The sequence below is a fragment of the Mumia zhuanghuii genome (assembly GCF_042681565.1).
Classification (GTDB): Bacteria; Actinomycetota; Actinomycetes; order Propionibacteriales; family Nocardioidaceae; genus Mumia.
Map to the genome: position 1 here is coordinate 1,146,883 of NZ_JBHUFT010000008.1, position 19,124 is coordinate 1,166,006.

A 19,124-nucleotide genomic window follows, 5' to 3' on the forward strand; every position below is an offset into this window, starting at 1 on the left:
TCAGGTGCTGCTGAACATCCGCAGCAGGGACGGGGCGACGAGGAGCGCCATGAATATGACGCCGAGCAGCGAGCCGGGGATCGTCATCCGCTCGCCGACGGCGTTGGCTTCGGCGACCTCGTCGTTGAGCATCGCGGTGCGCATGGCGGCCGAGCGGGCGCGCAGGCTGGCGTACACCGACGCACCCTCCTCACCGGACAGCCGCATGATGTCGGCGAAGTCGTCGAGCTCGGGCAGGCCCAGTTCGTCGGCCAGCGTGTGCAGCGCATCCCAGGGCGGCTGCCCCGACCAGCGGGAACGCGTCAGCTCCTCGGAGATCCGGGTGAAGACCCACGAGTCGCCGACCTCGGCCGCGGCCTCCATCGCCTGCCGGACGCCGGAGCCGTTGTTGCGTTCCAGCGCCACCAGATCGATGTACGCGCCGAGCGCGCGGGCGAACTCGAGCCGCGCTTTGCGGGCATCGTCGACGGCGTTGTAGTTCGGCAGGAAGAACATCACCACGGCCAGCCCGACCGAAGCGATCGCAGGGATCGCGAACGGCAGCCCGATGCCGATCTGGGCGAAGAACACCGCCAGTAGTGGCGGGAGCACAAGCCCCGTCAGCGCCATCGTGATCTTGTCGCCGTAGAACCGGGCGAGCGGGATCCGCAGCAGCGCCAGCTCGCGGGTCGGGGTCCTGACCCAGACACCCGGCGGGAGCACGCGGATCGCCCAGACCCCGATCCGTTCCTTGCCCATCGCTGTGGTCACCGCCGAGCTCGCCCGCGTCCGGGTGGGCGACAACCTGCCGAGCGACTCGGCAAGGTCCGGTTCGGCAGGCAGCAGTCGGGCGACGACCAGCACGACGCCCAGGCCGAGCAGGGCGCCGCCGAGCAGCGCGAGCTGGAGTCCCGTCGTCATGCCGCACCACCATTCGCCGGCGAGGAGGACGCGGTTGACAAGAACCGCGGCATCGCCCGCCCCAACGCCATCCGCTTCATCCATACGAGCGTCGCGACGTACGCCGACAGCAGTGCCACGAGGATGACCTGTCCGAACGGACTCCGGTACGGCTCGACGTACGTCCCCGACGTGGCGAGGACCACCAGCACACCGACGCTGATCAGTGTCACCCAGCGAGCAGTCGCACGGGGCTTCGCCCTGTCGGCCTCGACCTGACGGCGGGCGCGTACGTCAGCGGCGACGGACTCGGCGAGGCCGTCGAGGACGCTCGCCAGCCCCGCGCCCCTGCGCCGTGCGCCGAGGATTAGGTTCGCCGCGACGAGGTCGCCCGTAGCGTCATCGAGCTCATCGGCGAACGCACGCAGCGCGTCCTCGGTGACCCACCGCGCGCGCAAGCGGGCAACGAGCCGCGTCACCTCAGGAGCAATCGCGGTCGGTGTCGAACGCAGTGTCGCCACGAGCGCCTGCTCGAGCCCGACGCCGACCGTCAGGACCCCGGCCAGCGACCTGGTCCATTCCTCCATCGCCTCCAGCCGCTCGATCCGTTCGGCCGCCGCGGACGACGACAGCAGGACCGGGAGCCCGACGAACGCGACCGGCACGACAACGAGTGCTAGGACCCATCCGGTCACCAGGAGCGCCACGGCGCCCGAGCCGACGCCTGCGATGGCGAGCAATCGTGTTCGTCGGGACAGTCCGCGGAACCGGCGCAGCCGGGACGGGCGGTCGACCGCGGGGGACGGGCGCAGGCCGAGTAAGAGCGCGATCAGCCCACCGATCACGAGTGCGCCGGCGACGGCGGGGACGAGCGCGGTCACGGCCGTACCCCTTGCTGGGCAAGGTAGCCGCCGAGGTCGAATCCGTACGAGGCGAGCGCGCGGTACGCGTCAGGGAGTACGCCGGCCATCGCCGTACCGTCGGCGTCGGGTGCGAAGACGTGAGTGGTGGCGTAGCCGGTCTCGCGTTCGCCGGGGTCGAGCGCGATGATCTCCGCCACCCGCCGTCGCCGGGTCGACCCGCTGGCGCTCTGAACCGTACGGAGGTCGAGGTGCACGATCAGGTCGATGGTCGACGCCAGCTTGCTGGTCGCGAGGGCATGGGTGATGTGCGGCCCGGCTTCCATCGCGCAGGTGACGAGCTTGCGGATCGCCGCGACCGCGTCGGAGGCGTGGGTGGTGGAGATGGAGCCGGTACCGGACTCCATCGCCTTGATCATCGCCCAGATCTCCTTGCCGCGGACCTCGCCGACGATCTGGCGGGAGAGGTTGAACCGGAATGAGTCGACCAACGCATCGTCGAGAGTGAACTCGCCGGCTTGGCGGCCGTCGGCGCCGCGCTCGCCGGATCCGGGACGTGCCTCCCACGGGTGGACGACGCGGTGTCGGTCGCGCAGCTCGTGCAGGTGCAGCTCGTACTCGGTCTCGAAGGTGCCGATCGCCTCCAGCGGATCGATCTCGGCACACAATGCGCGTACGAGGGTCGTCTTGCCAGCGCCCTGCGATCCGGAGACGGCGATGCTCTTGCGGGCGCGGACTGCGGCGCGCAGGAACGACGCCGCTATCGGGGTGAGCATCTGCCGGGCGACGAGATCGTCGAGGGTGAGGCAGACGTCGTCGGCGTCGCTGCCACAGCGTACGACCACTGGGATTCGCGCCTAGGCGACCCGCAGCTCCACACTCATGTCGTCATCTCCAACAAGGTGAAGACGGTGGCGGACAAGCGATGGCGGAGCCTCGACGGGCGACCGATGCACGCCGCTGTCGTCGCGATCTCCGAGCACTACAACGCCGTCCTGGCCGATCGCCTGACGCAGGTCCTGGGCGTTGAGTGGGAGCAACGGGACCGGGGGAGGGACCGCAATCTCGCGTGGGAGCTTGCGCCGGTCCCAGAGGAGGCGGGTGGGTCCGCAACGGCGACGGCTGGCGCGTCACCCGCGTCGGCAAGGACGGCTCGATGGACGTGCGGCGAGTCGGAACCGGACTCGAGGAAGCGGCGTCGCTGCCGGCCAGCTACGTCGCCGAGCACGTCGAGCTCGGGTACGCCGTAACCGCCCACCGCGCCCAAGGCATCACCGCCGACACCTCTCACGTTGTCGTCACCAGTTCGACCACGCGCGAGAACCTCTACGTCTCCATGACCCGCGGCCGAGACTCCAACGTCGCCTACGTCGCCCTCGACAAACCCGACGAGGGCCACTCCCCTCCCGAGCCCGACAAGGTGAACGCCCACACCGTCCTATACGGCGTGCTCCAGCACATCGGCGGCGAAGTGTCGGCCCACCACATGATCGAGGCGGAGCAGGAGCGCTGGACGTCCATAGCCCAGCTCGGAGCGGAGTACGAGACGATCGGCGCCGTCGCCCAGCGCGAGCGGTGGGTTGAGGCGGTCAAGAACAGTGGGCTGACCGACGCCCAGGTTGAGCACGTGCTGGCGTCCGAGTCGTTCGGCCCGCTCACGGTCGAACTGCGCAGGGCCGAGGCCAACCACCACGACGTCGGCCGACTCTTGCCGCCACTCGTCAAGCGTCGGTCCCTCGACGATGCCGAGGACATCGGCGCCGTACTCATCAGCCGACTCCAGAAAGCAGCCCAGTCGAAGCAACGTAAGCATCGCCCGTCGCCGAAGCTGGTCGTCGGGCTGATTCCCGTCGCCGGCGGCCCGATGGACGAGATGATGGTCAAGGCGCTTACCGAGCGCGCCGACCTGATGGAGGGACGGGCGCTCGCCCTCGCAGAGAAGGCCGTCGAAGAGAGGCAGCCGTGGCTCAAGCGGCTCGGCACATTGCCCGCGACCGAGGCCGCACGTCGTCGCTGGCTCCACCAAGTGAGGACCGTCGCCGCCTACCGCGACCGCTACCAGGTGGAGGGGCACAGAACTCTCGGCGATCCCCGCACGCTGGCGCAGAAGCGAGATGTCGCTCGTGCCGAGCAGGCGATTCGTCGTGCCCGGGCGATCTCCGAGGGAGCGGCTGTGAGCCAGGAGCGGCGCAGTCGAACGGTCGAGCAGCAGGGACGTGCGCTTGCGTAGCGGTGCACAGCGTCAGCGCCGGCTGGGTTATCCCCAGGACGGGCGATGGTGCGCCCGTCCTGTCGGATATCAGGCGTAGGGAAGGAGGGTGTGCCCCGACTGAAGGAGACCCTCATGCTCACCGCACTCTGGCACCTCAGCGCCGCGATCCGCGGCTACCTCCGCTTCTACATGCCCACCAACCGCGCAGTCGACTGGCTGCGCTCGCCACGCGGCCTCAAGTGGGCCATCCCCGTCGCCCTCGTCGCCACCCCTGCCTACCTCGGGCTGACCGCGCTCGCCATCGAGGTCGCCGCCCGCCCCGGCCTCGGCTGGCTGAACGTGCTGGTGTTCCTCTTGTTCTGGAACGCCATGAAGTTTGGCTGGACGGCTGTGATCGGCCCGCTTCGTGGACTTCGGCTTGCGGTCGCGTGGCGGGTGCGACCGCTTTCGTAGGCTTCCCTTGTGACGGACGACATGGCTCTCTTCGGCGACGATCCGCACGCAGAAGCGACTCGTGCTGTTTCCCCGCCGACGCCCATCGCGGATTGGCAGCGCGACCTGATCCGGAGGGCGCTCGACGGCCGGAGGCTCACATCGATGGAGGACCGTCAGCAGGCAGTCGAGGCTGCTGTCGGCCGCACGGTGTCTTCGCTGCGAGACCTCACTCACGACGAGGGCTATTCGCATGCTAAATCGACGCGGCGGGTCTCGGCAGGGGGGAGAGCGCTCCACTTTGCTCTGGGTGTCGGCGACGATCGAAAACTGAACAGTTTCGTCGCGGTGGTTTCCAGCGACCGTTGCAAACAGGGACAACCCGAAGGGAGTTCTCGTCTGTCGCCTCGTCGTGTCAAGAAGGGGCCCGGCCGGCGGCCGATGACGGAGAAGCGGCGTCGGTTCCAGGAGCTGATCGCCCAGGGTTGGCCATTGGATGGCGCGTGCCGGGAGGTGTGGATCGGGCGGTCGACTGGTCACCTCTGGAAGAACGGCGCGGTGGTGCGTCGCAAGGATGGGACAGTCAAGGTCGTGCCACCGCTCGAGCCGCTCGCCGCCCGTGTCATCTCGCCTCGCTTCCTTTCACCGTCCGACTCGCGATCGTCCAGCGACTCCCGTGGATCAAGCGGCAGCGCGAACAGCTCCAGAAGGCTGAGCGGCAGACCAAGCGGCAGATGCTGTCGGGAGAGACCCACTACGTGTGGGGCGAGCGCTACATCCTCGACGTGTCCCGCACGAGCGGGCACTTCAGCGTCGAGCCGAAGGGCAAGACGCTCTGGGTCGTGACGCCCGAGGGCACAGATGCTGACGGGCGACTGGCCGCGCTGGATCGCTGGTACCGGCGAGAGCTGAAGGCCGCCGTGCCGCCGATCCTGGAGAAGTGGCAGCCGATCATCGGGGTGGAAGCCGACAAGGTCGTCGTCCGGCGCATGAAGACCAAGTGGGGGACTTGCGTCGCCAACTCCCGCACGATCTGGCTCAACCCCGAACTTGCCAAGAAGAACCCGCGCTGCCTGGACTACATCGTCGTCCACGAACTGACGCACCTGCTTGAGCGCGGCCACGGCGAGCGCTTCGTGGCCCTGATGGATCAGTTCATGCCAGACTGGCGGAACCGCCGCGACGAGCTAAACGAGGCGCCACTGGCCGAGGAGACGTGGACGTGATCGGTGCCGGCTTTGCTGGGGGCAGCGGGTGCGGTTCTGGACAGAGCTCGAACGAGGACCCGGCCGAATGACACTCGAGGAGGATCTTGCCGAGTGGGTCGCCAGCAGGTTCTTCTGGCAGAAGGATGCCGTCGCCCGCTTCTGTCGCAACGAGGGCCTGTCCGCGGAGGACGTCGCGACCATCGCCGACCACCTCATCGCCCGCACCTTCCCACCTTCGCCCGGAATCACGGCACAGGACGTGCCCGGTACGTCCGAAAACGGTGAGCCCGTCCGACTCCTGGCCGTAGCCGATGTTTCCGGTGTCAACGCCCTGCTGCCAGAACAACGACTCGCCTTCGGAGAATCTGGACTCACGATCATCTACGGCGACAACGCCAGCGGAAAGTCGGGCTACGCCCGCCTCATCCGTCAGGCGGTCACCGCCCGTGTCAAGGCCGAGCTGCTTGGCGACGTCTTCGCCAGCCAGCAGAGCGATCAGAGTGCCTCGTTCACGTTCAAAGTCGGCGACAGGTCGCGAGACTGGTCACTGGGGAACTCAAGCTCCCACGAACTCTCGGCCGTTCGCTTCTACGACGAAGAGTGCGGCGACGCCTACGTAACGGCAGCGTCCGAGATCAGCTACAGGCCGTCCGCGTTGACCCTCTTGGACCGACTGTCCCACGCATGCGAAGAGGTCCAGCAAGAACTGACCCGGCGCCTCTCGGCTAACGCCGCATCACGCCCGGAGCTGCCATTGCTCGCCAGCGGCACCCAGGCGAGGGCCTTTCTGGATTCGCTCAGCGCTGAGACGACGCAGGCCCAGATCGACGAAGCGACGGCGCTTGAAGCGGGGCACGACACCGCCCTGTCGCAGAAGCTCCAGGAACTGGCGCGCCTGGATGGAAGCGATCCCAACAACGAGAAGGCCCGTCTGCGCCAACTCGCGGCGCATTGGGGCACGGTCAATGAATACGTCGACCGGCTCAGTTCGGCTGTGGACGGCGACGCGCTCAACCAGCTGAGCGAGGACAAGAAGAAGGCGCTTGAACTGCGTGCCGCTGCGAAAATCGCTTCGGAGAGGACGTTCGATGCCGAGCCCCTGCCGGGCGTCGGGTCTGCCGCGTGGCGTGCACTCTGGAATGCTGCTCGCACGTACTCGACAACGGCCGCGTATCACGAGCACACGTACCCCGCTACCCAGGACGGGGCGGTCTGCGTTCTCTGTCAGCAGCCGCTCTCCCCGGAAGGCGCTGACCGCCTAATTCGCTTCGAAGCGTTCGTCATGGACACCACTTCGCGCGAAGCGGACGCTGCCGAGCGCGACCTGACACGGCAACGGGATCGGGTGGCGCTGCTCCAGGCACCTCCCGTCGCAGTAACGACGGCCCTGGGGCACTTGCAGGCAGGCGGTCAAGACGTCGCTGCCATCGAGACCTGGATCGCCACCGCAGCCACAGTCGCAGCCGAGTCAGTCGAATGGCTCGACGGCAGTCGCGAGGACCAGCCGGCGCCCTGCTCCGCCTCACCAACTGCAGCGATCCAGGAACGTCAGCAGGCGCTTACGGATGCCAGCGCGGCCATCGACGCGGAGACCTTCAACGAGAAGGTTCGTGCCCTGAAGGTCGAGGTTGCCGAGGCGCAGGCGCGCCGGCAGTTCGCGGAGGCTAAAGAGAACCTCGCCGCCGAGGTGGAGCGACTGAAGGCGCGTGCCAAGATCGAAGCCGCCCGGCGACAAACTGATACGACCGGCATCACTCGCAAGGCCACGACGCTCACGACGGAGCACGTCACGAGCGTGGTCCGCGACCAGTTCACCCGTGAGACCGAGCGACTCCATCTTCGCAAGGTGACGCTCGATCCAACCGGCGGTCGTCGTGATGCAACCTTGGAGCACCAGCCGAGATTGTTGGGGGCGACGCTCAACGCCGACATCGACGACGTTTTCTCCGAGGGCGAACAAACAGCCCTCGGCCTGGCTGGCTTCCTCACCGAGGTGGAGTTCGACGGCTCCAAGTCCGCCGTCGTATTCGACGACCCAGTCTCTTCGCTTGACGCGGGCCGACGCTCGCGCGTCGCCAGACGACTCGTGGAGTTGGCTCAGGATCGACAAGTCATCGTGTTCACGCACGAAGCCACGTTCGTCAATGGGCTCAACAAGGCTGCGCGTGATCTTGGCGTCGCGGTGACCGAGCGCGCCATTCTCCGCCAGGGCGAGCGCCCAGGACTCGTAGCGGACAAGCACCCATGGAACGTGAAGGACATTCCGTCGCGCATCGACTGGCTGACGGCTGAGCTCGCTCGCCTACGGGGACAGCGGGACCAGCTCGACTCCGACGAGTACACGCGTCGCGCCCAGGAGTGGGGTGGTCGTTTGTCTCAAGCGTGGGAGCGGGCAGTCAACCTCAACGTTGTCAACGAACTGGTCGACCGTGGCACAAACGAGGTCAGGCCGCGAATGTTCAAGATGCTCGTCGGGATCACCGAGCAGGATGACAACGACTACCAGTCCGGCTACGCCCAGGCGTCGGAGTGGGCGCCGCGCCACGATCAGGCTCCAGAGACGAACTTCATCGCGCCGGAGCCTGACGAACTCGAGGCAGAACTTGTCCGCTTCAAGGACTGGGTGGCTCGCATCAAGCGGTATGGACGATGACTCGTAAAGCCGCCCTCAAGCTGTCGTTTGCGCCGGACGACTACCTCGCGACGTGGCAGCTCCCGACCGCCGCGGGCGGGACGTTCGAGGCGTATGGGGCGCTGACCGTCGAAGCCGGGAAGCCACCGAAGGGCACGACTCACGGCGACTTCGACGATGCGCTTGAGCACATGGCTCCCGGTGTGACCGGGTTCCCGCAGCACGTCGACGCGCCCGTCGTGACGGGCAGGCTGTCGAACGGCGCGAGCGTCATCCTCATCAACGCTCGCGTGACCTACTGGGTGTCGGACCAGGCGATCATCAACGCGGCGGCCGCAATCATCACCCTCGCTGACGTGGCGTCCGAGGGGGCGCTCTTTACGCAGTGCGAGGTGCAGATCGGTGGACTCGATGCCATCGCCGGTGTCCCGCCGATCAAGAACACCAAGTTCCCGAAGGGGATCGCGGGGACGTGGGCGGCCGAACTGGATCCGAAGGACTTCCGGCAGGAGTGGAATGACACGGACGCCACGGTCGGCCTGACGTACTTCGGCTCGTTCCGCTCGTTTGATCCCTACACCTTCGGCATGGGCTTCAGCCCGGTGGCGTGGTGCAGGCTCGAGCAGCCGGTGCCGCTTCGCCAGCTTCTCGACGACTGGGTGACGCCGCTGCGCCGGGTGGTTTCGATCGCCACCGGCCGCGCCGAAGAGATCACCTACCTGAGCCTCTACCCCGGCTCCGACGATGGGCCGGAGCACAAGGCCAGCTGTTCGGCCTGGGGATTACGCAGGAGCCGTTCGAGTCCTCGCGTGACGAGATCGAGAAGATCATGTCACCCTTGCGACTCAAGGCCGATGGCGTCTCGCTGCTCCAGTTGGTGCGAACCTGGCAGAAGCTTGAGTCAGATCACCACCCGCTGGTGGAGACCTATGGGGCGATGCTGCACGCGCGCGACCAACATCCGCGCTCGCGCTTCCTCCTGCTCCTTCAGGCAATCGAAGGCGCCCACGGGTACGAAACGAAAGCCTCGTATGCCAGACGTCAGAAGAAGCACGCCGAAGATCGCGACCAGGTCATCGCGCTGGCGAAGGGTTCGCTCGACGCCAAGCAGCTGAAGTTTCTGGAGCGCAACATCAGCAAGCGGCCGCCAGGTGGGCTTGAACCGGCGATCAACTGGCTGGCGAGGAGGCTCCCGGGCGACGTGAAGGGGCAGTTGGAGGCAACGCCGCTGGTTACTGCGACCAAGGCGGCGCCAGTCAACGCCAGGAATGCCGCCGATGCGCTCCGGATCATCCGCAACGATCTTGCCCACGGCACGAAGGGGTACGACGCCTACGAGCTGCAGCAGGTCGTCGCGGTGCTAGAGCGAATGGTGCGTGCCCATGCCCTAGACCTGCTTGGTTGCCCCGACAAGGTAGTTGGCCGGGTTCTTACGGCCTCGTGAAGGCGGCTGCGGCGGGCCTCGGTGAGCAGGTGATACCCGCGTCGCTGCAGTCTTACCGCCTCCGGCCTTCCGCGACGACCAGGTCAGGCTGGTCCGTTGCCCCAGCGCCCGGAGACCTCCGGTTGCGCTGCTGCAGGGCCGTGTCCGCGTTCCTTTGTGATCGTCGGACCTCGCCTGGGACTGCTGCACGGGACAGTCGTTCCATGCAACGTCAATCGAGTTCCGTGCCCGCCGGACCTTCTCAGCACCTCTCGCAAAGGGCCTGATTTCTCGCAGGGGTCGCGGGTTCAAGTCCTAGGGTCGGATCCGGCGGACGACAGCGCCGCAGGCGCTGAGGAATCGACACCCGCTGCGGAACTGTCGGGCTTCTCGTACGAGCATCCGACTCGCGGGACGCGCTCCCACCAGGTCACGGATGACTCGCTGCCGATCGCGCGATGTGCATTCAGCGCGTGGAAACTGGAGAGGAGAGGACGAGTGCGCTCATGCGCGTCGTGAATCGCAGCCTCCGACGCGGCGAGTGCTTCGCCGGCGAAAGGGCTACTGACTAGCGTGCAGGGTGGCGGGGCCGCGTGGGCGATGTCCTCCGTGATCGGCGTGCGCGTCTCGTACTCGCCTTACTTACAGGCGACGACGACGTTTCCATCCAGGACTGTTGGTCAGGGTCCGAGGTTTGGCCGAGTCCGTTGCGGAGCCAACCGGTATACATGGGCTTCTGAGAGGTGTCCGAGGTCGTCGGTCGTGCCTGGCATAAGTGACGACATCAGCTGCCGGTCCATCCGCGGGCTTCGGCGCGCTTGCGGGCGAGGTCGGCCAGGCGGTCGGAGGCGGCCTGTTGGTAGCGCATCGCCGCGTGGCTCGTCGAGTGGCCGCCGAGGGCCATGAGTTCGGCGAGGGTTGCGCCATGTCGGGCGGCTTCGGTGAGTGCACCGTGGCGGAGGTCGTGGAAGCGGAGGTCGTCGCGGCCGGCGATGCGGCGGGCCTCGTACCAGCCCCAACCCTTTGTCGGGATCTTCCCGCGGCGCTTCTTCGCCGCCTTGCCGTAAAAGGCGCTGGGGGAGAGGTGGCCGCCGTTGGCGCCGGGAAAGATGAGGCCGAGCACGCCTGGCTCGGCGTGGCGCTTCTTGTGCTCGATGACGGCGTCGACGATGTCGGGTGGGATCGGGACGTCGCGGATTCCGGCTTCGCTTTCTGGTGCCTTCGCGATGACGCCGGCTGACGTGGAACGCACGACGCCGCGGCGAACGTGGATGATGGCGTTCTTCGTGTCGACATCGTGCCGACGCAGCTCGGCCAGCTCGCCGAAGCGGAGGGCGCAGCCGTCGGCGAGCAGGACCATCAACCGATGGCGTTCCGGCATGTTGACGAGGATCGTGGTGATCTCGTCCAGGCTGGCGGGCCGGACCAAGCGTTTGCGGCTAGCGGACCCGCCGCCGGAGATGCCGCACGGGTTGAAGGGGATCAGCGGCGTGCCGTTGTTCTTGGTCGGGTCTGCTGCCGTGCGCATGATCGCGCGGAGAAGCGAGTAGGCGTGCGCCTGGTAGGTCGGTGTCTCCGGCGCCGCCGCGTCGTACCACCGTGCCACAAGCTCGGGAGAGATGTCCTTGAGAGCGATGTCGCCGAAGGTCGGAAGGATGATCCGATCGAGCAGATCCTGGTAGTGATCCCGCGTGCGGTCGGCCAGTGGCTGACCTTTCACCTTGCGGGCTGCTAGCCATCGCGCGGCATACTCGCCGAACGTCAGGCGCGAAGCGCTTCTCGCGGCGCCACGCACCGACGGGGGAGACCAGGTCCCTTGCGAGATTGCACGGCGTTCGTCCACAAGCCACGCTTCAGCGTCGCCTCGGGTGGTGAAGGTGTGCGGGGCGTTGTGGCGCAGCTGGGAACCGTCGTCGGTGACGCGTCCGGTGGGGTCGGTATAGCGCGCGCGAAATCGTCCGCTCGGCAACCGCTCGATCTGGCCGAACTGGCGCTTCTCAGGTGCGCGAGGCATACCGACCCTCCCCGTGTCGTGGTCTATGCGTGGTCTTGGGATGGCCACTCGTGGTCTTGAATGAGCACCTTTGGGCCGCTCCGTTTGAGGGCTAAAGGCACAGGTCAGATTATTAGTATGCGAAGTTTCGACGAACGAAGCAAGGCGGGTCGCACTGGTTCGAACCCAGTATCGCCCACCGCTACAGGGCCCCTGACCTGCGAAATCGCAGGGTCTGGGGCCTTTCGTCTGCCCTCGTGGGCACGTGGCGTGTTGCGGCAGTTCCGCACATGGGAGCGTGGACCGTCGGGGCTACCTCGCGCGGCGCGTCGGACGTTGCGTGGAATGTCCGTCACGAGACGGCACGGCAACCAGCGGACGGTCGTGGCAAAAGCGCGGTTCGCGCCTGCTCGCCGACGGGCTGACGCTCACGGACATGACCAGGTATCCCCAGCCGGTCGGGTTCCCCGCGGTGTGAGGTTAGGCGTCGCATGGACGGGCTCGACATCGAGGAGCTCAGGCTCAAGCGGGCCGAACCCCTCGAGTGACGCCGACGACGAGGACGGAACCGGTCATCGGTCGTCGACCTTGCGGCCCCATCCGATGTTAAGGGGGGCCGTGAGAACGGCAACACCGGCTTCACCCGCCCGGTTGCGGATCGTCTCGTCCAAGGTGGAACGCATCCTGGCGCGATCATGCTCGCTGACGCCGACGTCGTCCAGGATGATCCCGGCGATCGGGTTGCTGGAGAGCATCCAGTCCCAGGCTTCCTGGCCCGTGGACAACATGAGTCGTTCCTGCTGGGTGGTGTCGACCTGCACATCCTGGAGGCCCGCGGCGACAAGGCGCTCGCTCAGGACGTCGGGGTCGGAGAGCTGGAACTCCAACGGGGGTGGATCGGGCAGCCCTTCGAAGTCGGGGGCTACGGTCTGCAGGGCCGAGATGAAGCCCTGCAGAGCCTCGAATTCCGCGGGCGAGCCGTAAGCGATGACCAGGACATGCCCGCCGGCCTTGGTCACCCGCACCATCTCGCACAGGGCCTCCGCCTGGTCCGGGACGAGCATGACCCCGAACTGGGACCCGGTCACGTCGAAGCGATCGTCCTCGAGATCGAGGGCGTGGGCGTCCATCACCCGTGCGGTGGCGTTGGTGAGTCCCTCGGTGCGGGCTCGTTCCTCGAACTGGGCGACCATCGCGGGTGCCCAATCGGTCGCCAGGACGGTGGCTCCCAGGCGGGCGGCGGTCAGTCCCAGGCCGCCCGGGCCCGCGGCGACGTCGAGGAACGCTTCGTCAGGAGTCAGCCCGACTAGGCGAAGTGCAGCGGCCGAGAGCGACTGTTCGCCCGGCGCGACGTGCTCGGCGTACGCGGCGGCGATCGCGTCCCACGCCTCGGCAGGCGCGAACTCCGCGTGCTCGGCGGAGGTGTCGTGGACGGTCATCTCAGTGACCCCCTTCGGCGTCGTGGGCTTTCGCAATCTCAGCCCGGGTGTCGGTCGTGATCGACGCTAGGCGGCGGAGGCGCGGGTGTGCATCGGACGAACCAACCAGCACAGTGGACCGACAATGGGTAGGACGGCCGATGCGTTGCCGCCGTTCGCCTGGCTCGAAGGTCGCCGGGAGTGCCGTCGGACAGGGAGGTGTCCCGCGTGGGCGTGGTCGAGGATCTGGTGCGGGCGCGAAGGGACTTCGAGCAGGGGGAGTGGACTGCCGCCCTCGACATCTGGTCCGACTCCGCGCCCGACGAGATGAGCGCGGATGACCTGCACGCGGCAGGGCTGGCGGCGTACCTGCTGGGGCGCCGCGACGCCTGTGTCGACTTCCACCAGCGCAGCTTCGCGCTGTACGAGCAGGCGGGGGAGACGTCTGGTGCGATGCGCTGCTGCTTCCACCTCGCGATGATCTTCGGCAGTGGCGGTGAGCATGCGCTGGAGAGTGGCTGGACCACCCGCGCCGAGCGGCTGCTCCAGGGCGTGGACGACGACGCGGTCGAGCATGGATATGTCGCTCTCCTGCACATGTACCGCCACCTGGGAGCGGGGGACGTTCCCGCCGCGGCTGAGTCCGCGCAAGAGGTCACCGTCGTGGGGAGGCGGTGCCGGGACGCCGACCTGCTCGCACTCGGCCTGAGCAGCCAGGGAAGGCTCGCGATCTACTCGGGTCGTGTCGGCGACGGGTTGGCGCTCCTTGACGAGGCGATGGTCGGTGCTGCGGCTCATGAGCTGACGCCGGTGGTCTTCGGCCACGTCTACTGTGCCGCCATCGAGGGGTGCCAGGAAATTGCCGACTTCGGCCGCGTGGCCGAGTGGACGTCGGGCCTGCACCGTTGGTGCAGCGCGCAGCCCGGCCTCGTGGCTTTCACCGGCCAGTGCTCGGTGCACCGAGGACAGCTGATGCGCGTGCATGGCGCCTGGCCCGAGGCGCTGGACGAGTTCGGGAGCGCGATCGACCGCTACCGCCTGGCCGACTCGCCGGCCGCGATTGGTCTCGCGGAGTCCGAGCGGGGGGACGTCCTACGCCAGTGTGGGGAGTACGACGAGGCCGAGGCGGCCTACCAGCGGTCGAGTGAGCACGGTCACGACCCGCAGCCAGGGCTGGCGCTGCTGTGGCTCGCGCAGGGGGCGGACGACGCCGCGCTGGTCGCCGTACGGCGGCTCGTCGCCGAGGAGTCGGAGCTGGTCGCCGAGTGCCGGCTGCTGCCACCGGCGGTCGACGTCCTGGTCGCCGCTGGCGCCCTGGAGGAGGCCCGTGCCGTCGTCGCCCGGCTGCACCGCGTGGCCGCGCACGTGGGCACCGAGGCGCTGCATGCGTACGCGGCGTTCGCCTCGGGCCTGACGGAGCTCGCCTCGGGACACGCCGCTGGGGCATTGCCCCTCCTGCGCAAGGCGCGCCAGCTCTGGACCCGTGCACAGAACCCCTACGAAGTGGCGCGAGTGCGACTCGTGACTGGTCGCGCCCTGGGCGAGCTCGGGGATGCAGAGTCGGCTCGCCAGGAGCTGGAGACCGCGCGCGCCACGTTCCGCGAGCTGGGGGCGACGCCGTCCACCGCGGAGGCCGACCGACTGCTGCGCCCGGCTGACCGTCCGGCTGGTCTGACGGAACGCGAGGTCGAAGTCCTGCGGTTGGTCGCGTCTGGCCGGACCAACACCCAGATCGCGAGGGCGCTGGTACTGAGCGAGAAGACGGTGGCTCGTCACCTCTCGAACATCTTCGTCAAGTTGCAGGTCGAGTCACGCACGGCCGCGGCGGCGTACGCCTTCGAGCACCGACTCGTGTAGGCGCTGACACCGTCTGTCGCAAGGACCGCCCGTCACACCGTCCTCGGGTCGAACCCGAACGGCAGCTCGAGTCGATGGGCGCGCATGAAGTCCTCGTCGGCGAGCAGCTTCCGAGTGTCGCTGTCGGCGGCCACGACCCCGTCGGTGAGCACGACGGACCGTGGGCACAGCTCCAGGGCGTACGGGAGGTCGTGCGTCACCATCAGAACGGTGACCGACAACGACCGCACGATGTCGGCGAGCTCGCGACGCGCCATCGGGTCGAGGTTCGAGGACGGTTCGTCGAGCACCAGGATCTCCGGCTCCATCGCCAGGACCGTGGCGACGGCCACCCGTCGCCGCTGCCCGAACGAGAGATGGTGCGGCGGGTGGTCGGCGTATGCGGCCATGCCGACCTGCTCCAACGCGTGCTGGACCCGACGTTCGAGGTCCTCGCCCCGTAGTCCGTGGTTGGCCGGGCCGAAGGCGACGTCGTCGCGGACGGTGGCGGAGAACAGCTGGTCGTCGGGATCCTGGAAGACGATGCCGACGCGCCGCCGGATCTCCCGAAAGTTCCGCTTCTCGACGGCCAGGCCCGAGACCGCGACCGTGCCGGCGCCGGGGAGCAGGATGCCGTTGAGGTGCAGTACGAGCGTGGTCTTGCCCGCGCCGTTTGGCCCCAGGAGAGCGACCCGCTCACCGGCATGGATGTGCAAGTCCACGCCGTACAGGACCTGGCTGCCGTCGGGGTAGGCGTAGGCCAGCCCCCGGACGTCGATCACTGGGACGCTCACGACCCACCACCGTGCGGGTCGTGACCACGCGACAGCATCGCGAGGTGGACCCGTTCGCCGCGCTCGTACGAACGGATGAAGAGCGCCGAGGCGGTACGACCGAGCACCCCCCACTGGCGGAACGAAGAGGCGCGAAACCCCCGTGACTCGCGCGCGATGCGCATGCGGCGCATCTCGTCGGTGACGACGTCGAGGTAACGAATCATGAAGGACATGATCTGGACCATCTCGTGAGGCAGTCGCAGCCGACCCAGGCCGGCAAGGAGGTGGTGCGGTTCGGTGGTCGCCGCGAGCGTCAGGCTCGCCACGACGCCGATCGTCGCCTTCATCAGCAACGACGCGGCCGCCTCGAGCCCGTGCTCACTCACTGTCAGGCCGAGGAACGTCGTCTGCGGTCCGGTCGCGATGAACGGCATGAGGACTGCGAACAGGACGATCGGGACCTCCACGAGCATCCTTGGGAGCAGGAAGCCGAACGGCACGCGCGCCACGACGATCAGCGCGAGCAGGAGGGTGGCGTAGACCCCGAAGACGGGGTACGCCGACCCCGGAGTGGCGACGACGACGATCATGAACCCCAGCAGCGCAAGGACCTTGAGGTGTGCGGGGACGCGGTGGACCGGGGAGTCTCCCGAGAAGTACAACCTGTGTCCGTGCGCTGCGGCCATCTCGAGGCGGGTCTCAGGCGGAGTGATGGCCGCGGCGTCGCGCGACCAGGGCGACACCCCCGGCGATCACCAGGACCAGGACGGTACCGGTGACGCCGGCGACCGCGCCGGAGAGTCGGGGGTCGTCGACGCCCTTGGTCGAGTAGTCCTCCATCGGGCTGCCGGCTGAGGACTTGTGCTCCTTCGCTGTGTCGAACCCCTTGTCGGTGGCGACGTACTCGAGCCCGTCCGGGCGGCTCGAGGCGTAGTAGCTGACGAAACCGGCGAGCACGAGTGCGATCAGCAGACCGACGAGGACGACGGCGCGGGTCGAGACCGACTTCCGGTGTGACCTCATGCCGCCGACCCGCTCGGATGGCGCAGCTCGAGGGTCCGCGTCTCCATGGCAGGGCGTGCGCCGTACACGAGGTCGGGGCGCACCGCGAGCACGGTGCTGACGACGAGCCCGGTGATGAATGCCTCGCCCACCCCGATCAGGCTGTGCCAGCCGACCATCGCGGTGGCGAGAGATCCCAGCGGGATCGGCGCCTCGCCGCCGATGGCGTAGAGGCCGGTGAACGCGAGAGCGGCGACTGGGACCGAGATCAGCGCGGCGAGCGCCGCAGCCGGGGCGACCAAGGTCAGCCGGTTCGGCAGCACGGCCCGGAGCAGCAGGAAGACGAGCCATCCGACCCCCACGCCGACGAGCGCCATCAGCGTGATGTTGGTGCCGAGGGCCGTGATGCCCCCGTCGGCGAAGAGGAGGCACTGGACCAGCAGAACCGTGCTGATGCACAGCACCGCGGTCCAGGGCCCGACCAGGACGGCCGCGAGAACACCGCCGAGGAGGTGCCCGCTCGTACCGGCGCCGACCGGGAAGTTGATCATCTGTGTCGCGAACACGAATGCCGACACCAGTCCCGCCATCGGGGCAGTCCGTTCGTCCAGCTCACGGCGCGCGCCCCGGAGGGCGAGGCCGACGCCGACGACGGCGACGACACCCGTGGCAACCGAGGTCGGCGCGTCCAGAAAGCCGTCGGGTACGTGCATCTGTCGACTGTACGGCGAGGGGTCCGGCCGGGCCATCCGACACGAAACGGCCCTCGTGCAGGTGCCGTGGCATTCGTCAACGGAGCACCACGGTGCCATGCGCGGTCGTACGCTGAGCACGTGCCGGACTGGCCTGCAGAGTACGAGACGTTGCGCGACGCCGACCGCGAGCACGATCTGCCGGCCGAGGACCTCGAGCGCCTCGCGGTCGCTGCCTTCATGCTCGGCCGCGACGACGAGGTCGTGCCGTTGCGCGAGCGTGCCCTGCACGACTACGTCGCGGGCGGACGCCGTGCGGACGCCGTCGTGTGCGGGTTCTGGATCGGGTGGCACCTGATGATGCGCGGCGACATCGCGCAGGCGCAGGGATGGACGGCGCGATTGCGGCGGCTCGCGGACGACAACGACCCGCGGGTGCAGGGCATGCTGGCGCAGCAGGCCGCGGTGGCACGCATGTGGAGCGGAGACCCCGCCGGCGCGCTCCCGGACTTCGAGCGCTCGGTCGAGATCGCGGCGCGTGACCGCGAGACCGACGTCCTGGTGCTCGCGCTGCTCGGACGTGGGCGGTGCCTGCACCTGCTCGGCCGCGACGCGGAGTGCACGGCCGTGATGGACGAGGCGATGACCTACGTCTCCGCGGGCCGGGTCCAGCCTCAGGTCGCCGGCCTGCTGTACTGCGCGGTCATCGACATGTGCATGGGCCACTTCGACCTCGCGCGTGCGCAGGAGTGGACGCGTGCCCTGACCGCGTGGGTCGACGATCACCGCGGTGCCGTCGCCTACCGCGGGACCTGTCTCGTCCACCGTGCGGAGATCCTTCAGCTGCGGGGCAACTGGAGCGAGGCCGCCGAGCGAGCCGACGAGGCGTGCGTGCTCCTCGACGTACGGCCGGAGCCGGCCGTGGCCGCGGCCCACTACCGCGTGGGCGAGCTCGCGCGACTGCGCGGACGCCTGGCCGACGCGGAGGCGGCGTACCAGCGCGCGTCGGAGCTCGGCCTCGAGGTCCAACCCGGACTTGCGCTCCTGCGGCTGGCCCAGGGGAGGCCCGATGTGGCGCTGGCCGGCCTCGATCGCGTGCTCGGGGAAGAGTCTGACGATCCCCGTGCACGTCCGCTGCAGCTCGCGGCACGGGTCGAGATCTGCCTCGCTATGGCCGACGTCGGAGCGGCCGAGGACGCCGCCGCCTCGCTCGCATCGATGGGTGGACCCGACGCTCCGCCGTTCCTGCGGGCGCTCGTCGAGCACGCGAGCGGCGCCGTCCTCCTCGCTCGTGGGGACGCGCGAGCAGCGTTGCCGAGACTGCGACGGGCCTGGACGCTCTGGCGCGACGTCGATGCGCCGTACGAGGCGGCACGGGCACGCAGCCTCGTCGCGCGGGCCTGCGACGCTCTGGGGGACACCGACGCCGCCGTGATGGAGGCCGACGCCGCACGCGCGGCGCTCGACCGGCTGGGAGCCGTGGGGACCCCCTTCGGCGTCGCAGGCGACGCCGCGGCGTCTGGCCCCCTCTCCCCGCGTGAGCTGGAGGTGCTCCGGTTGGTCGCGACCGGTGCGACGAACCGTGCCATCGCGGCCGAGCTCGTCCTCTCGGAGAAGACCGTCGCGCGGCACCTGAGCAACATCTTCGGCAAGCTCGCACTCCCGAACCGTGCCGCCGCGACCGCGTACGCCTTCGAGCACCGCCTCGTCTGAGCACCTCGTGGGCAGAACTACCCATGTGCCCGGCGTCGGCTTGGTGCG

Annotated in this window: 18 protein-coding genes; 9 read left to right on the forward strand and 9 right to left on the reverse strand. The window is 68.4% G+C overall.

Going from position 1 to position 19,124, the window contains the following annotated elements:
* From ACFSDF_RS13910 to ACFSDF_RS13920, 3 genes are read right to left on the reverse strand one after another with little or no spacing between them, the layout of a single operon-like run.
* A complete protein-coding gene (locus ACFSDF_RS13910; protein WP_167008846.1) occupies nt 1-900 on the reverse strand; it encodes a type II secretion system F family protein in 900 nt (299 codons plus the stop codon).
* Entirely contained in the window at nt 897-1,760 is an 864-nt protein-coding gene (locus tag ACFSDF_RS13915) for a type II secretion system F family protein (RefSeq protein ID WP_377157916.1), read from the reverse strand. Before ACFSDF_RS13915 ends, ACFSDF_RS13910 begins: the two co-directional genes overlap by 4 nt.
* On the reverse strand, nt 1,757-2,584 hold the full coding sequence (locus ACFSDF_RS13920; protein ID WP_243843132.1) for a CpaF/VirB11 family protein: 828 nt from the start codon (nt 2,582-2,584) through the stop codon (nt 1,757-1,759). Before ACFSDF_RS13920 ends, ACFSDF_RS13915 begins: the two co-directional genes overlap by 4 nt.
* Here ACFSDF_RS13920 and ACFSDF_RS13925 point away from each other — a divergent pair.
* The 7 genes from ACFSDF_RS13925 (at nt 2,531) to ACFSDF_RS13955 (ending at nt 9,667) form a co-directional block, all read left to right on the forward strand.
* Nucleotides 2,531-2,989, forward strand: a complete 459-nt coding sequence (locus ACFSDF_RS13925; RefSeq protein ID WP_208322547.1) for a relaxase domain-containing protein — start codon at nt 2,531-2,533, stop codon at nt 2,987-2,989. The two genes, ACFSDF_RS13920 and ACFSDF_RS13925, sit on opposite strands and share 54 nt — an antisense overlap.
* Nucleotides 2,896-3,969 (forward strand): helicase C-terminal domain-containing protein, encoded by a 1,074-nt coding sequence (locus ACFSDF_RS13930; protein ID WP_167008852.1) that lies wholly within the window; start codon nt 2,896-2,898, stop codon nt 3,967-3,969. Before ACFSDF_RS13925 ends, ACFSDF_RS13930 begins: the two co-directional genes overlap by 94 nt.
* 114 nt (nt 3,970-4,083) lie before the next feature.
* Nucleotides 4,084-4,404, forward strand: coding sequence for a sulfate permease (locus ACFSDF_RS13935; protein ID WP_167008855.1), 321 nt, complete (start codon nt 4,084-4,086; stop codon nt 4,402-4,404).
* 494 nt (nt 4,405-4,898) lie between these two features.
* Nucleotides 4,899-5,609 (forward strand): YgjP family zinc-dependent metalloprotease, encoded by a 711-nt coding sequence (locus ACFSDF_RS13940; protein WP_377157919.1) that lies wholly within the window; start codon nt 4,899-4,901, stop codon nt 5,607-5,609.
* Between the two features lie 67 nt (nt 5,610-5,676).
* Nucleotides 5,677-8,244 (forward strand): AAA family ATPase, encoded by a 2,568-nt coding sequence (locus ACFSDF_RS13945; RefSeq protein WP_167008861.1) that lies wholly within the window; start codon nt 5,677-5,679, stop codon nt 8,242-8,244.
* Nucleotides 8,241-9,338, forward strand: coding sequence for an ApeA N-terminal domain 1-containing protein (locus tag ACFSDF_RS13950; protein WP_167008864.1), 1,098 nt, complete (start codon nt 8,241-8,243; stop codon nt 9,336-9,338). The genes ACFSDF_RS13945 and ACFSDF_RS13950 overlap by 4 nt, the downstream gene beginning before the upstream one ends.
* 86 nt (nt 9,339-9,424) lie before the next feature.
* Nucleotides 9,425-9,667, forward strand: a complete 243-nt coding sequence (locus ACFSDF_RS13955; RefSeq protein ID WP_167008867.1) for a hypothetical protein — start codon at nt 9,425-9,427, stop codon at nt 9,665-9,667.
* Nucleotides 9,668-10,430: 763 nt separating this feature from the next.
* Here the strand turns inward: ACFSDF_RS13955 and ACFSDF_RS13960 are convergent.
* Entirely contained in the window at nt 10,431-11,660 is a 1,230-nt protein-coding gene (locus tag ACFSDF_RS13960) for a site-specific integrase (RefSeq protein WP_167009361.1), read from the reverse strand.
* Nucleotides 11,661-12,211: 551 nt separating this feature from the next.
* Nucleotides 12,212-13,078 carry a class I SAM-dependent methyltransferase gene (locus ACFSDF_RS13965; RefSeq protein WP_377157922.1) on the reverse strand — a complete coding sequence of 289 codons (867 nt, stop codon included), beginning with the start codon at nt 13,076-13,078 and terminating at the stop codon, nt 12,212-12,214.
* 207 nt (nt 13,079-13,285) lie between these two features.
* Between ACFSDF_RS13965 and ACFSDF_RS13970 the strand changes: the two genes are divergently transcribed.
* Nucleotides 13,286-14,914, forward strand: a complete 1,629-nt coding sequence (locus ACFSDF_RS13970) for a LuxR C-terminal-related transcriptional regulator (protein ID WP_377157924.1) — start codon at nt 13,286-13,288, stop codon at nt 14,912-14,914.
* Nucleotides 14,915-14,946: 32 nt separating this feature from the next.
* Here ACFSDF_RS13970 and ACFSDF_RS13975 read toward each other — a convergent pair whose 3' ends face one another.
* The 4 genes from ACFSDF_RS13975 to ACFSDF_RS13990 are packed head-to-tail and all read right to left on the reverse strand — an operon-like array spanning nt 14,947 to nt 17,384.
* Nucleotides 14,947-15,687: an energy-coupling factor ABC transporter ATP-binding protein gene (locus ACFSDF_RS13975; protein ID WP_377157926.1), complete on the reverse strand. Its 741-nt coding sequence runs from the start codon at nt 15,685-15,687 to the stop codon at nt 14,947-14,949.
* Nucleotides 15,684-16,355: a cobalt ECF transporter T component CbiQ gene (cbiQ, locus tag ACFSDF_RS13980; protein WP_377157928.1), complete on the reverse strand. Its 672-nt coding sequence runs from the start codon at nt 16,353-16,355 to the stop codon at nt 15,684-15,686. Before cbiQ ends, ACFSDF_RS13975 begins: the two co-directional genes overlap by 4 nt.
* 13 nt (nt 16,356-16,368) lie before the next feature.
* Entirely contained in the window at nt 16,369-16,692 is a 324-nt protein-coding gene (locus ACFSDF_RS13985; protein ID WP_208322526.1) for a PDGLE domain-containing protein, read from the reverse strand.
* The gene (locus ACFSDF_RS13990; protein WP_377157930.1) at nt 16,689-17,384 is read right to left on the reverse strand and encodes an energy-coupling factor ABC transporter permease; all 696 of its coding nucleotides are present in this window, start codon (nt 17,382-17,384) and stop codon (nt 16,689-16,691) included. The genes ACFSDF_RS13985 and ACFSDF_RS13990 overlap by 4 nt, the downstream gene beginning before the upstream one ends.
* 120 nt (nt 17,385-17,504) lie before the next feature.
* On the opposite strand from ACFSDF_RS13990, the gene ACFSDF_RS13995 reads away from it, so the two are divergent.
* Nucleotides 17,505-19,076, forward strand: coding sequence for a LuxR C-terminal-related transcriptional regulator (locus ACFSDF_RS13995; protein WP_377157932.1), 1,572 nt, complete (start codon nt 17,505-17,507; stop codon nt 19,074-19,076).
* The last annotated feature ends 48 nt before the right edge of the window (nt 19,077-19,124 follow it).

Bases quoted from the DNA above. Each gene is read 5' to 3' on its own strand.
- ACFSDF_RS13910 (WP_167008846.1), bottom strand. From the start codon at position 900: ATGACGACGGGACTCCAGCTCGCGCTGCTCGGCGGCGCCCTGCTCGGC.
- ACFSDF_RS13930 (WP_167008852.1), top strand. From the start codon at position 2,896: ATGGACGTGCGGCGAGTCGGAACCGGACTCGAGGAAGCGGCGTCGCTG.
- ACFSDF_RS13935 (WP_167008855.1), top strand. From the start codon at position 4,084: ATGCTCACCGCACTCTGGCACCTCAGCGCCGCGATCCGCGGCTACCTC.
- ACFSDF_RS13945 (WP_167008861.1), top strand. From the start codon at position 5,677: ATGACACTCGAGGAGGATCTTGCCGAGTGGGTCGCCAGCAGGTTCTTC.
- ACFSDF_RS13950 (WP_167008864.1), top strand. From the start codon at position 8,241: ATGACTCGTAAAGCCGCCCTCAAGCTGTCGTTTGCGCCGGACGACTAC.
- ACFSDF_RS13960 (WP_167009361.1), bottom strand. From the start codon at position 11,660: ATGCCTCGCGCACCTGAGAAGCGCCAGTTCGGCCAGATCGAGCGGTTG.
- ACFSDF_RS13965 (WP_377157922.1), bottom strand. From the start codon at position 13,078: ATGACCGTCCACGACACCTCCGCCGAGCACGCGGAGTTCGCGCCTGCC.
- cbiQ (WP_377157928.1), bottom strand. From the start codon at position 16,355: ATGGCCGCAGCGCACGGACACAGGTTGTACTTCTCGGGAGACTCCCCG.
- ACFSDF_RS13985 (WP_208322526.1), bottom strand. From the start codon at position 16,692: ATGAGGTCACACCGGAAGTCGGTCTCGACCCGCGCCGTCGTCCTCGTC.
- ACFSDF_RS13990 (WP_377157930.1), bottom strand. From the start codon at position 17,384: ATGCACGTACCCGACGGCTTTCTGGACGCGCCGACCTCGGTTGCCACG.